The sequence below is a fragment of the Nocardia ignorata NBRC 108230 genome, assembly GCF_001612905.1.
Taxonomy (GTDB): domain Bacteria; phylum Actinomycetota; class Actinomycetes; order Mycobacteriales; family Mycobacteriaceae; genus Nocardia; species Nocardia ignorata.
In genome coordinates, this window is sequence record NZ_BDBI01000059.1 from 1 (window position 1) to 12,699 (window position 12,699).

Genomic DNA, 12,699 nt, shown 5'->3' on the forward strand with positions numbered 1-12,699 from the left:
AAAGTCCCCTCTCGCGCACAAATTGTTGGCTAGCTGGTCAGATTTCGACTTCTGCGTGTTCGAGTGCACTCGCACACGAAGGAGTTGAGCTGTGCACGTCTGTGACCTGCGCAAACACGCTAGTTCGGGTGGCGATCTCGTCACTTTTCGCCCCGGCAAGGGGGCTTGCGGACTCCCGGCATCAGGGGGTGAGGAGCGGTGATCGAACCGGTCATCCCACCCCAGACCTCACTCGAAGAACGCCTCCACGGCCCGCTGCCGTCGAGTGTCATCCCGCGCACCGCAGACCCGAACATCGTCTACGGCATCGCCCTCATCACCCATGCTGGTCGCGTTACCGACCACGCCGTGTTCTCCGCTCTGGGCTGGCGACCGGGCACCCGGCTGACGTTGTCGTGTCAGGACGAGCGCCTGATCCTGGTATGTGCCGCCCCTGATAGCTCTGTCCGAATGAACAACGGCGGCTTCTTCCGAATCCCCTACCGCCAGCGCCGTCGCGTCGGACTTCTCGAGGGCGATCGGGCGCTGGTCGTCGCGCACCGAGAACAGAAGCGATTGCTGATCCATCCCCCCGCCGTCCTCGACGGGCTGATGAGCCAGAGCCGCCGAATCCTGGAGGGACACCTGTGACCATCCCGAGCACCGGTCAACCCGCAGTCCCCGCGGACACGTTGGCAGCAGCCAGACTCTTGTTGTCCCAGATGGGCATCTCCGCAGCCGATCTCGTCGACGCCACTCCCATGGCGCCGACATTCGGCGAGGTGATTCCACGTGTTCGAGCCCGTCTGAGCACTGGTACTGCACGCACCTACGGGACACATTTGGATCTGCTCGAATCACTGTGGCCGAACCGGCCTTTGAACGAGCCCACCCTCCACGAACTCGAAGAACTGGCCCGCAAGGTGAAAGCGAACGCCTGCCCCAACCGGGCATCTCGGGGCGGGACCAGCGCAGTCGAGCACTACGTGTCCACCGTGCGCCACATCTACCGGTACGCCGAAGAAGCCGGTTGGATTCGGCCACAGGACAATCCAGCGCGGCAGCTCGAGATGCCCGCCCGGCCGGCATCGCATCGATACGCGATCCCCTCTGGCAGGGTTGCCGAGATCTGCCGAGTCGCTGCCATCACCGGCGACGATCCCGAACTCGACACGCTCCTTCTGCGATTCCACCTCGAGACCGCGTGTCGGCGCGGCGGCGCACTCGCCTTGCGACCGCAGGATCTCGACCGCGACCAATGCCTTGTGTACCTGCGGGAGAAGGGCGGCTCAGACCGCTGGCAGCCGGTGTCGCCGACACTGATGCGACACCTGTACGACCACGCCACCAGCCGGAACGCGCCATTCACCGGTCAATTGCTGCGCTACAAACACGGACGCCCGATCACCAGACGTCGCTACGACCACATATGGACTCGCGTGGGCAGGTCGCTGCCCTGGGTAGCCGCCCAAGGTGTCACGACGCACTGGCTGCGCCATACGACGCTGACATGGGCCGAACGAACGTTCAGCTATGCCGTGGCACAAGCGTTCGCGGGGCACCGCGGAAAACGCTCGGGCACAACAGATACCTACGTCAAGTCCCAACTACACGAAGTCGCCGCAGCGCTGTCAGTCCTCACCGGGGAACCTCACCCCCTCGCCCGAGGAACACTGTCCCCTCCGTCGGAATCGGTAGCGCTCCCCTCTACCGGCACAAGACACCAGTGACAGCGGTTCACCGGTGCTCCCGCGCGACCGCACTGCGACCAGAGATCCTCGCGATCACGCCACCGTCATCAGGGTTCTGACGGATCGCTACCCGGCCGTATCCCATCGTGACTCGGACGCTCCCGGTCGGCAGCCTTGTCGCGACCACATCAGCTCAGACCGTCTGGCCGAACGGCATGTCAACTACCGGCGAAGTGAGTCCCGCCCCCGCGACGTTCTGACCACCTATCGCCCCCCGAGAAGGGGATCACGCTCATGCAGACTGCGTCACCACTATCTGCCCACAACCGGACCTCCGCGAGCGAGGACGTGCGCACAGACCGTGCGCACGTCTTCTTCTGGACCGAGCTGTGCATCGCCGCCGGGGTCAGCGTGATCGGCAACGCGACCCAAGCTGTCCTGCACACCACGGCCCTGCCCGCGGTCGCCGCTACCGTCGCGGTCATTCCGCCCCTGGCGTTGCTGGCCGCAGTACACGGTGTTGCGCTGCTCGCACGTGCCGACACCGTCTCGCCCACCGCGCGACGCGCTGCGACGGCCTTGACCGTGGTCATCGCCGCCGGCGCGTTCTGGCTGTCGTTCACGGCACTCCGCGCTCTGGCGATCACCGCAGGCGTGCCCGCGGGCGAAGCATGGCTGTGGCCGCTCATTGTGGAGGGCAGTATGACTCAGAGTTCGCTGGCCCTGCTGATTCTGGCTCACGCGCGTCAACCCAGCCCTTCGATGGAGCGACGACCTCCGTCCCCAGCACCCCTCCCCGTGCCCGACCAACGCCCCAGTGACGGTGCCTGCGGCGCACTTCCCGCGTCACGCCCAGATCCTCCCGCACTGGTCGAGGAGACCCTCGATGATCAGACGAGTTCAGACATGGATGTGGAGGAACTGGCGACCAGGATCTGCGACCAGGATCCTGGCGGGCGCCGCGATCACGCGATCGTCGCCATGGTTCTGACGCATCGCTACGTTCACGGGTGGAGCGCCAGCCGTATCTCACGCGAGCTCGGACGCAGCCGGTCGGCCATCAGTCGGATCCTGCGCGACGCCGAGCGGCTACGCGCGAGAACAGGCACCGACCGTGCGCACGCAGAAAACGACCAGCCTGCCAACCGTGCACACGCAGAAAACGACCAGCCTGCCGACGATGCGCACACCGGTCCTGCCGTGCGCACGTAGCGCCCGACCGCCCGGCAGGGTGTGCGCACGCTGCGTTCGAACGTGCGCACGCCCACTACCTGTGACCGGTTGGGCCAGACACTGTTTCGACCTGCGCGCAGGCTGGCTGAACATTTGCCGGATGTGGTTCACACCACATCGACAGTGGCACCGGTCTCCGTGTTTGATCGATGCGCGGTTCGTTGCCAGGTATCACATTTTTCGTGCTCGTCTCCAGCGAAACCATGTCCTTGGGGGACTTGTGAATTTCGATATGTCCTGTCCGCAGTGCGGCCGTGTCGACTGGGTCCAGAACGTTCCCGCTGTCATGTCCGGTGGCACGCTCAGTGGTTACAGCACCGGCGTGCATACCGGGTTCGGTGTAGCCCAGGGCGGAGTTGTCCCCGTGATCGGGACCTCCACCCGCGAGTTCAGCCACAGCTCAGCCCTGGCAAGAAGCCTGGCGTGGCAACCGATTCTGCCTTCGGCGGGCCCGTTGTCGTTCCTCGGCTCGGTCTTGATGTTGTTCGTCCTATTCGTGTTCGGCTTGTGCAGTATCGGGTTGACCATGGAGCCGTTGCCCTCGCATCCGCTGCGGATGATGGCGTCGCTGCTGGGCCTGTACCTGTTTCCGATCGTGCTGTCTATCCCTGTTGTCGCGATCTTCACGACCGCGTTCAAGCGTGCACGCCGCAACAGCAAGGTCGATTCCGGGCGGCACCGTGCACGTCATGTGTGGAGCCACGGCTACTACTGCCACCGATGCGGTGTCGCCTACTGGCCCTACCCCACAGAACCCGGTATCCCCTACCGAGTGCCGCTCGCACCCAGCCATTTCCGTTGGTACGTCTGGAACACCGGCGGTTACGCCAAACTCTGACCGACCGGTTCCCCGGTGTTCAACACGGCCTTGGATTGGCTGTGAGCGCCTGCCGGTTCAGGTTCCTGGACAGGGTCGGGACGTAGAGCACGACCCGATGGATCCGGTTCGTTTGCTGGTCTCTCCGATGCCCGCGCCACACTGATCAGTTGTCGCACCTGTTTGGTGGTCAATTCGAGGAGCTCCCCGATGTCGTCATCGGACTCCCCTAAGGTGCGCATCGCCGCCACCGCCCCAGCTTGCCGGCCGCGCCATCGCGTGACTTCGGCCTCGTACTCGCGTTCCAACTGTTCGATCCGCTTACGGAGCTCGCCGACGCGCTGATCGTGTATCCCGGTGCGCTGTCGGATCGCTCCCGCAGCGTGGAGGTAGGTCTGGACCGCGTCGATCGTCGCGGTCTCGCGGCGTTTGGCTGCCTCACGCCGCGTCTTCATCACGTTCTGGACTTCGTCCAAACGCCGACTCGATTCGGGATCACGCTTGGACCGTCGTTGCTTGCCAGTAGGCATCTCGATCTCCTGAGAATGGCCCGACCAGCGGCTCTTCCGCTGCCAGCCTACGCCGCACTCTCAGCCTCTCGCCAGCCCCGCAAAGGCAACCGCCCAGCGCTACATCATCTTTCGCACAGTCGCCATGGGCGCTTCCTCACGCTGCGATCTTGCGAGCACGGCGTCTGATGGGCTTCGACTTCGCGTTCCATCCAACTGTTTCCCCCGCTCAGTTTCCGAACAAGGGACACCGATGATTGCCGAGCTCACCAGGTTCGAACCGATTCTCCGTGAGATCGCTGGATCGGAGTTCACCACGACCCTCCTCGCGACGTTCAGGCAGCAGGATTGGGCCGAGGACGAGATTCGTCGCGCGCAGCAGGCTCACCCCGATGTGGCTGATGTGTTGCATCACAGCTTTTCGCTGTTGACCGCAACTGAGGAACGCATGGGCACCGAGTTCGTCTATCGGGCTCACGCCCGGGAGCTGCTCGAGCGGGTCGCGACTGGTGTGTCGACCAAGCCGGGGACCTCGGTCGAGGTCGTGCTGTCGCTGATGCGCGCGAGCTTGGTGACGCCGTTGAACACCACCGCGTTCGGCCTGTACGTGCGGATGTGGCGTCACGCCGGACTGCCCGACGTCGATGGTCTGGGCAAGGACGTGGGCGAGCACTATGAGGCGCTCAATGCCAGCCGGATCGATGAATTCGAGGCGATCGCCCGGCGCCAGCTCGCCCAGCCTTCTCGCGTGCTGAGGCTGGTTACCTGTGAGGGCCGCCATCTCGGCGAACCGGTCGACTGCCGACTGGCTACTGCACGCGCCGCCTGACCTGTCCCGGTTCCTCGGTCACTTTTCTTCCTGTCTTTCACGCCGCATCCCGGTTTTCGGGTGCGGCGTTCGTTGTTTTCGGAAGGGGTTTGCTGTGCCCGATCTCGATCTTCCTGACCCGTGCGGGGTCTGCCGATCCCGCGAACCCGGTACTCGTCTGTCGATCGACGGCGGAATCGTCTGCCACGCATGCGCCCGAACGTGCGCGCAGTGTTACCGCTGCGGCGTGCGTTCGCTCGCCCTCACCGACACCGCCATCGGGCGACACCTGTGTTCGGACTGTGCGACCGGACTGAACCCGTGCGCGTCGTGTACGGAGGTGTCGTTCACCGGTCTGCGCACCGACACCGATGGTTTCGTCTGCGGGATCTGCGCGCACCAGTTGTTCGACCAGTGCTTCCGGTGTGAACGGTTCACCCGCCACAGCCGCTACGTCGTCGGCAACCACCGCACCTGCCCTACGTGCGCTCAGGAGCTGCGGGCGTGCCCGGACTGCGGCACCCTGTTGGCGGGGCGGCGCGGGTGTGATCGGTGCGCTGATCGGCACACGTTGTGGAACTACACCTACCGTCCCGACCCGATCTTCCACGGCACCGGCCCGCTGTTCCTTGGGTTGGAACTGGAAGTCGTTGTACCCGAACGCCGTTTCGACGACGCGATCGCGACCGCCACCGACGCACTCGGATCGCTGGGCTATCTCAAGCGGGATTCCTCGATCCGGCCCATGGGTTTCGAGATCGTGTGCCACCCGATGACCTACCAGTACGCCCTCACCGAATTCCCCTGGCAGGTCCTGCACCAGCTCGCCCGGCTGGGGTGTGAAACCGGTGCCGGTGTCGGTTTGCACGTGCACGCGTCGCGGGCCGGGTTCACCGGGCCCGCCCACATTTTCCGGTGGATGAAGCTGGTCTACCGCAACTCCGACCAGGTCTCGCGGTTGGCGCGGCGTACCAGCCGCTACGCCCCGTTCGAGCCCGACACCCGCTCTCGGGTCAAGGACCTGGCCAAAGGTGCTCGCCACGCCGTGGGTTTGCCGCGATACCAGGCAATCAACCCCCACCCACGCGACACCCTCGAGCTGCGGGTCTTCGCCAGTTCCCTCGAACCCGGCCAGGTGCAGGCGGCGTTGGCGTTCACCGAGGCCTCCATCGCCTACACCGCCGACCTCACCGTCGCCCAGATCCACGCAGGCGGCTGGAACTGGGATCAGTTCACCGACTGGCTGACCCACTGCCTCGAATACGCCCCGCTGGTCGCTGAACTCGCCCACCTTGCCGAACAGATCGACGAACAGGAGGGCGTGCTGTGTGCCTCTTGACCTTCATCCCCGCCTCCGTCGCCCCGGACCCGGCCGCGTTGCGTCATGGCGCGCTGGCCAATCCGCACGGGCACGGGTTCGCCGTCATCGCCGGACCCACGATTGTGACCGGGCACGGCATGAACGCCGAGGAAGTGATCGACCTGTTCGCCCGGGTCCGTGCCCAGCATCCGCAGGGTCCGGCGTTGTTTCACTCCCGCTACGCCACCCACGGCATCCGCACCGTCGACAACTGCCACCCCTTCCGCCTCGGTGGTGACAAACGAACCGTGTTGGCGCACAACGGTGTCCTGCCCAAACGGGTGCACCCGGGCCCGTATGACTGGCGATCCGACACCCGCATCGCCGCCGAGGACTACCTCCCACGCCAGCCGTTCGGGTCGATCGACACCCACAAGGGATTTCGCGGGCTCGAATCCTGGCTGGGGTCATCCAAACTGCTCATCCTCACCATCGACCCCGCCTTCGACCAACAGGTGTATCTGCTCAACGAGTCGAAAGGGTTGTGGGACAACGGGATCTGGTACTCCAACCGCAGCTATCTGCCCTGGTCACAGCGGTACGTCACGCGGCGCCGGTCGGTGTGCCGCAGCTGTGAGACCGTCGACGAGTACCGCGTCGGCCGCTACTGCACCACCTGCGGGTGGTGCTTCGCCTGCGGAAACCGGTTCCCGCACTGCGAATGCCGCCGACCGCGACCCCGCGGCCCACAACACCGTGCCTCCAAGTGGCCACTCGCGTTGCCAGCGGCGAAACCGCCGAGGGCCCCGAGTCCCTGACGAGTCGGCTGCGCCCGCAATTCACCAGCGCTTTCTCCTGAGCCTGCACCCGTTGGTGCGGGCTTTCGTCGTCTTCAGAGAAGGAGTTCCATGCCCACCGCTGTCCTGGTGGACCTCGCCGAATGCGAAGCCTGTTCAGCCCGCCGCCCGACTGCGGAGTTGGTCGAGACGGCCGAGAACGAGCAACTCTGCTCCGGCTGTGTCGCTTTCCTCGATCTGTGCGAGAGGTGCGATCTCCCCGCCCGCGATACCGCGCTGACCACTGCGGACGACTACTGGTGTGCTGGTTGCCGGGCCCCCTGCACCGTGTGTGAGGACTGCGAGCGCTACGCGCCCTACGTCGTGGCGGTCCTTTCCGGCGGTGACGTATGCGAATCGTGTGCCGAGTCCTACACCAGTTGTGACGACTGCGATCTGCGAACCGCCGACTCCTACACCGTCGACGGTGATCGGGCGGTGTGTGAGGACTGCCGCGACGACTACACCCAGTGCCGCAGCTGTCGCACCCTGGTCCGCGGTCGTGACTACTACTGCCACGACTGCGCCCAGCCCGACGATTCCCGTGTCCACGACTCCGACTTCACTCCGCACCCGGTTTTTCACGGGCAAGGGCCGCTGTTTCTGGGCATGGAACTCGAACTCCGCACCACCGTGCACGGCTATGAGGACTCGGTCGCGACCGCGAACAACCATCTCGACGGGGTCGGCTACCTCAAACACGACGGGTCGATCAGTTGCGGCTTCGAACTGGTCACCCACCCGATGAGTTTCGACTACGCGATGAGCGAGTTCCCCTGGTCGCTGTTGCCACGGCTGCGGTTGCTGGGTTGCCACACCGATGACGAGGTCGGCATCCACGTCCATGTGTCGCGGGCCGGATTCGACTCCCCCGCCCACATCTACCGGTGGCTCAAACTCGTCTACCGCAACGAAGACGACGTCACCGCCCTGGCGCGGCGCCAGTACTCGCAATGGGCCAGTTTCGACCCCGAGATCCGCGCCATGGCCAAAGACCTCGCCCACGGCGGACACGGGTGGGGCCGCTATCACGCCATCAACGCCCGACCCGCGCACACCTTCGAGCTGCGGGTCTTCGCCAGCTCACTGAAGCGTCGCGAGGTGCAAGCCGCGCTCGGCTTCGCCCCACGCCACCGTCGAATACACGCGCGCCTTGCGTGCTCACGACGTCGTCCGCGGCCAGGGCTGGGACTGGGCCACGTTCACCGCGTGGGTCGCCCAACGCCCGGAATACGCCGCCTTGACCGCTGAACTCGCCGCACTGACACCGACCGAAACCCGTGCGGCCCGCAGCAACCTGGAGGACTTCGCATGTGCATCCTGACCGTCATCAAACCCGGCATCGTCGCCGACTACGAAGCCCTCGCCGCCGGCGCCGTCGCGAACCCGCACGGGCACGGGTGGGCCGTGCACGCCGGAGACCGACTCATCGTCGGCCACGGCCTGGACCCCCAGACCACCATCACCGAATTCGCCCAAGCCCGAACCGAGTTCCCGGACGGGCCGGCGTTGTTTCATTCCCGCTTCGCCACCCACGGTGACCACACCACCGCCAACTGTCACCCGTTCGCCATCGGCGGGGACAAACGCAGCGTGCTGGCCCACAACGGGATCCTGCCCGAGCACGTCCACCCCCTCAAGGGCGACGACCGCTCCGATACCCGCATCGCCGCCGAGGACTTCCTGCCCCAAAACCCGTTCGGGTCGCTGGATTCCTGGGCCGGCCGCGAACGGTTCGAACGGTGGCTGGGCACCGACAAGGCCGCCATCCTCACCGTCGACCCCGCCTACAAACACCCCGCCTACATCTTCAACGAACACCGCGGGCACTGGCGCGAGGGCTCGTGGTATTCGAACCACAACTACGAGCTGGGCCGATACCCGGCCGGAACCTTCTACGACTACGAGTTCGGCGACGGGTTCTGCGACAACTGCGGGGCAGAGTACGACAACCCCGACGGCCCCCACTGCCCGTACTGCGGCTTCTGCGAAGCGTGCCTGCAACCCTACCCACGCTGCCGCTGCACCTGCCCCGACGAGGCCGACCGCTACGCCGACCTCATGGCGCTCGAAACCGCCTGACACTCATCTCTTTCCTGCTCCGTCTGGAGCCCTCTTGGAAAGGAAACCCCCGATGACCTACCCACTGACCGTTCCCCCCTTGCGCCACAGGGTGCGCGCCGCCCTGAACCAGTTGCGCGGCATCGGCCCTTTCGCTGACCCGGTGACCGGTTCGACCGAGTCGACCATGGTGGTGGCCGCACTCCACGAGGCCCGCCACAACAACCTGCCCGTCACCCTCCGCACCCGCGGTGGGCACCTGATGCCGCGGTTGCGCGTGGACACCGTCGGCGCCCGCCACGCCAACCTGACCACCGATGCCGGTGAACAGGTGCTCCTGCCGTTGCGGTTCATCGAATCCGTACAACACCAGCTGCCCACCACCGACGGCGACCAGGGGCTGCTGTGAACACCACCGTGCTCGGGGCGGCCGAGCCATCACGCTGGACCGCCCGCCTACACCCCATCCCCCGGCCCGCACGGGAGGTGTTGGTCATCGGCTGGCACGCCGCATTCGCCGACACCCCCGCCGCGGGAACCCCGATCGCGGTCTTCCCCCACACCGAGATCATCGCCGGACACTTGCCGGTGATGGCGTTGGTGCGCATCGAACACGCCACCGCGATCGACACCATCACCACTGACGGCACACGCGAAACCCGCTGGGGTAACGATCCGTTCGGCATCGCCAAGACAGGGATCAGTTGGCGGCTGGTGCCCGCTCACCTCGCCGAGGACCGGTGGGTGATCGCACCCGGCTGGTGGGCCGCCAGCGGAGAGGAAGCCGTGCTGCCGACCTCGGTCACCGAGCACGCCCTCGGCGCACCCAACGTGGTGCCCGTCTATGACCACGACCCCCACACCGGCAAACGCTGGACATCGTGATCACCCACGTCGGAGAACTCACCGCCTGGCTACAAGCCCAGATCCCCGACCCCGACCCCGACCTCTACGAGCCCTGGAACACCGGCACCCCGACCACCACCAGCCTGGTGTCGCTGATCCACCTCCGCGTCCAAACACCCTTCGCCCCCGACCAGACCACCACCGTCGTCCTCGTCGCCCCCCGACGTTCGGCCGAGGACACCACACCCGACACCGAACCACCAGATTCGAGGAACATTTGTCCGCCACCCCCGGATCCCCCGGCTCCCGGCCGCCCGCTGCCGAGCGTGTTCCGATCCCCGCGCGCTTGGCGAAAGCGCCTCTCTCGTCAGGGCTCATAGTCCCTCACATCACCCTCGCCCACCGCGACCGGACCCGCCCGGTGTGGGGGCGGATCGATCCCCATCGTCTCGCAGAAATGTTGCACTACAAGCGATGCCAGGTCTGCGGCGAATCCCTCGATGCGAGCCTGGTGTTGATGATCCGCCCCGCCGACTACCTGCGCGGCGTGGCCGTCGAGCCCGGACTGCACCCTGAATGCGCTTGGTACAGCCGACAAGCCTGCGTCATGCTCGCCGGCACCATGCAGCGCTACAACCCCACCGGCAACAACCCACTCACCCGCTGCGGTGACCCGTTGTGCCGGTGCAGGTTCTGGGCACCCGCCGAGGACCCGGCTCCGGGCCGGGAGGGCAAACCTGCCGAAGCCTGGTACGAAGCATGGACCCGGTCCGAGGACTACCGCATCATCAGCGTCCCCGCCGATGACTCCGGCCCCGAGGCCACCGGCATCGCGCTGCGCGGAGTACCGATCCGGCGCCTACGCAAAGTCCGAGACCCTGCCCCCGGTTCCGAAGACATCCAACCGATGGACCTGCTCGCCGCGATCATCGCGGCCCGAACGCTGTGGCAGGCACCGGTTCTCGGCGAACGTAACGGTAGGGACACCTAAGCCGACCCTTCCGCGCCCCTGAGGGCGGTCTGTTCGCAGCGACCGACGCGACCGGCACCGTCACCTTTCCACATGTTGTGGATAGGCCTGTGGATACCCACAACACCTTCCACTTCGGCCCCGACTCGAGTGGCCGTCCTCACCACCTGCTTCCTCACCGGCACTGAGCCCGCACCCACCACGGGTGCGGGCTCGGTGCCGCTTATCCGGAAGGGAACACCCCCATGCCCACCCTGGTTCTCGCCGAAACCGTCTGTGACCAGTGCCGTGCGCCGACACTGGCCGCCGACCTCATCAACACCGCCGAGCGCGACCGCTTGTGTTCTTCCTGCGGTGCCGAGCTGTCGGTATGCGACGAATGCGGCTCCCCGAGCAGCGACCTCATCGGCACCGAGGACGGGGATCAACTCTGTGCCGACTGCAGGGCCGGATGGTCTCGTTGCCCGGACTGCCAAGGTTTGGTCCGCGACCTCGACCAGATCGCCGGCGGTCACGACGTCTGCTCGAGCTGCGCCCGGGACTACCTGCGATGCGGTGATTGCCTCGGTCGCACCGCGCACTCCTACACCGTCGACGGCGGCGCCGAGGTGTGCGAGCGGTGCGAAAACGACTACCGCGAATGCGACGACTGCGTCACCCTCGTCCCCATCGGCACCGATCGGTGCGCGGAATGCCGAACCGAACACCCCGCGATCCACGACTACTTCTACAAACCCACCCCTGTCTTCCACGGCGACGGCCCCCTCTACCTGGGTTTGGAACTCGAAATCAGGGCCACCAGAGACGGTTTCACCGATGCCGTCGACACCACCGTCACCGCGATCGGTGATCTGGCCTACTTGAAACAGGACGGATCGATCACATGCGGGTTCGAACTGGTCACCCACCCGATGACCTACGACTACGCGATCACCGAGTTCCCCTGGTCGCTGCTGCCCCAGCTACGGCTGCTCGGGTGCCACACCGACGACGGGGTCGGCATCCACATCCACCTGTCCCGCGACGGATTCGACTCCCCCGCCCACATCTACCGGTGGATGAAGTTCATCCACCGCAACCAGTCCGAAGTCACCACCTTGGCCCGCCGAATCTCCAACTGGGCGCAGTTCAGTCCCGCCGCCCGGCGACGATGCCGAGAATTCGCCCACGGCAGTCACCACGGGTTCGGCCGACAGCAAGCGATCAACGTCTTCCCCGAAGACACCTTCGAACTGCGGGTGTTCGCCAGTTCTTTGAAACCCCAACAGGTCCAAGCGGCTCTCGGCTTCGCCCATGCCTCGGTCGAATACACCCGCACCCTCCGATCCCGCGACATCGCCCGCTACCGGGGCTGGGAATGGTCGACCTTCACCACCTGGCTCGTCGCCCGCCCCGACTACGCCCCGCTCGTCGCCGAACTCGCCCGGCTCGGCATAGACGGGCACCTCGCCCGCGCGTCCTGACGGCACCACGGCCGCTTCACAATCCAGCCGCCGACCCACCTCGTCTATCCCCGGAAACGACTGAGCCCTGACCGGCATCCGGTCAGGGCTCAGTCCTTGCGCAGACTACGTCGCGGCCTCGGTGAGGTCGACGATCGTGGCCCCGGCCGCGTTGCTCTGCACCGAGGCGATCCCCTTCTTCGCCGC

The 12,699-nt window shown here is 65.9% G+C and carries 16 protein-coding genes; 14 read left to right on the forward strand and 2 right to left on the reverse strand.

Annotated elements, in window-relative coordinates; genetic code table 11:
• Nucleotides 1-198: 198 nt before the first annotated feature.
• The 4 genes from NI2_RS32245 to NI2_RS32260 all read left to right on the forward strand — a co-directional run bounded on the left by NI2_RS32245 (nucleotide 199) and on the right by NI2_RS32260 (nucleotide 3,741).
• Nucleotides 199-630 (forward strand): hypothetical protein, encoded by a 432-nt coding sequence (locus tag NI2_RS32245; RefSeq protein WP_067498998.1) that lies wholly within the window; start codon nucleotides 199-201, stop codon nucleotides 628-630.
• Nucleotides 631-701: 71 nt separating this feature from the next.
• Entirely contained in the window at nucleotides 702-1,709 is a 1,008-nt protein-coding gene (locus NI2_RS32250) for a tyrosine-type recombinase/integrase (protein ID WP_084477105.1), read from the forward strand.
• A gap of 309 nt (nucleotides 1,710-2,018) precedes the next feature.
• Nucleotides 2,019-2,882, forward strand: coding sequence for a DUF2637 domain-containing protein (locus NI2_RS32255; protein WP_067499003.1), 864 nt, complete (start codon nucleotides 2,019-2,021; stop codon nucleotides 2,880-2,882).
• Nucleotides 2,883-3,189: 307 nt separating this feature from the next.
• Nucleotides 3,190-3,741, forward strand: a complete 552-nt coding sequence (locus NI2_RS32260) for a hypothetical protein (protein WP_133734328.1) — start codon at nucleotides 3,190-3,192, stop codon at nucleotides 3,739-3,741.
• Here the strand turns inward: NI2_RS32260 and NI2_RS32265 are convergent.
• Entirely contained in the window at nucleotides 3,726-4,250 is a 525-nt protein-coding gene (locus tag NI2_RS32265) for a hypothetical protein (RefSeq protein WP_133734329.1), read from the reverse strand. The two genes, NI2_RS32260 and NI2_RS32265, sit on opposite strands and share 16 nt — an antisense overlap.
• Nucleotides 4,251-4,482: 232 nt before the next feature.
• Here NI2_RS32265 and NI2_RS32270 point away from each other — a divergent pair, with 232 nt between their 5' ends.
• The 10 genes from NI2_RS32270 (at nucleotide 4,483) to NI2_RS35480 (ending at nucleotide 12,513) form a co-directional block, all read left to right on the forward strand.
• Nucleotides 4,483-5,058: a hypothetical protein gene (locus NI2_RS32270; RefSeq protein WP_067499010.1), complete on the forward strand. Its 576-nt coding sequence runs from the start codon at nucleotides 4,483-4,485 to the stop codon at nucleotides 5,056-5,058.
• Nucleotides 5,059-5,284: 226 nt separating this feature from the next.
• Nucleotides 5,285-6,376 (forward strand): hypothetical protein, encoded by a 1,092-nt coding sequence (locus NI2_RS32275; RefSeq protein ID WP_243750166.1) that lies wholly within the window; start codon nucleotides 5,285-5,287, stop codon nucleotides 6,374-6,376.
• Nucleotides 6,364-7,155, forward strand: a complete 792-nt coding sequence (locus NI2_RS32280) for a class II glutamine amidotransferase (protein WP_243750167.1) — start codon at nucleotides 6,364-6,366, stop codon at nucleotides 7,153-7,155. Before NI2_RS32275 ends, NI2_RS32280 begins: the two co-directional genes overlap by 13 nt.
• Before the next feature lie 90 nt (nucleotides 7,156-7,245).
• The gene (locus tag NI2_RS32285) at nucleotides 7,246-8,424 is read left to right on the forward strand and encodes an amidoligase family protein (RefSeq protein ID WP_243750168.1); all 1,179 of its coding nucleotides are present in this window, start codon (nucleotides 7,246-7,248) and stop codon (nucleotides 8,422-8,424) included.
• A gap of 60 nt (nucleotides 8,425-8,484) precedes the next feature.
• Nucleotides 8,485-9,255, forward strand: a complete 771-nt coding sequence (locus NI2_RS32290) for a class II glutamine amidotransferase (RefSeq protein ID WP_067499012.1) — start codon at nucleotides 8,485-8,487, stop codon at nucleotides 9,253-9,255.
• Nucleotides 9,256-9,307: 52 nt separating this feature from the next.
• A complete protein-coding gene (locus NI2_RS32295; RefSeq protein ID WP_067499014.1) occupies nucleotides 9,308-9,643 on the forward strand; it encodes a hypothetical protein in 336 nt (111 codons plus the stop codon).
• On the forward strand, nucleotides 9,640-10,119 hold the full coding sequence (locus NI2_RS32300; protein WP_067499016.1) for a hypothetical protein: 480 nt from the start codon (nucleotides 9,640-9,642) through the stop codon (nucleotides 10,117-10,119). Before NI2_RS32295 ends, NI2_RS32300 begins: the two co-directional genes overlap by 4 nt.
• A complete protein-coding gene (locus NI2_RS32305) occupies nucleotides 10,116-10,460 on the forward strand; it encodes a hypothetical protein (RefSeq protein ID WP_067499019.1) in 345 nt (114 codons plus the stop codon). The genes NI2_RS32300 and NI2_RS32305 overlap by 4 nt, the downstream gene beginning before the upstream one ends.
• Nucleotides 10,461-10,537: 77 nt before the next feature.
• Entirely contained in the window at nucleotides 10,538-11,071 is a 534-nt protein-coding gene (locus tag NI2_RS34295) for a hypothetical protein (protein WP_067499021.1), read from the forward strand.
• Nucleotides 11,072-11,295: 224 nt separating this feature from the next.
• Nucleotides 11,296-12,513, forward strand: a complete 1,218-nt coding sequence (locus NI2_RS35480) for an amidoligase family protein (protein ID WP_243750169.1) — start codon at nucleotides 11,296-11,298, stop codon at nucleotides 12,511-12,513.
• 105 nt (nucleotides 12,514-12,618) lie between these two features.
• On the opposite strand, the gene NI2_RS35820 is transcribed toward NI2_RS35480, so the two are convergent.
• On the reverse strand, nucleotides 12,619-12,699 hold an 81-nt coding region (locus tag NI2_RS35820), incomplete at its 5' end, for a DUF1508 domain-containing protein (protein ID WP_133734330.1).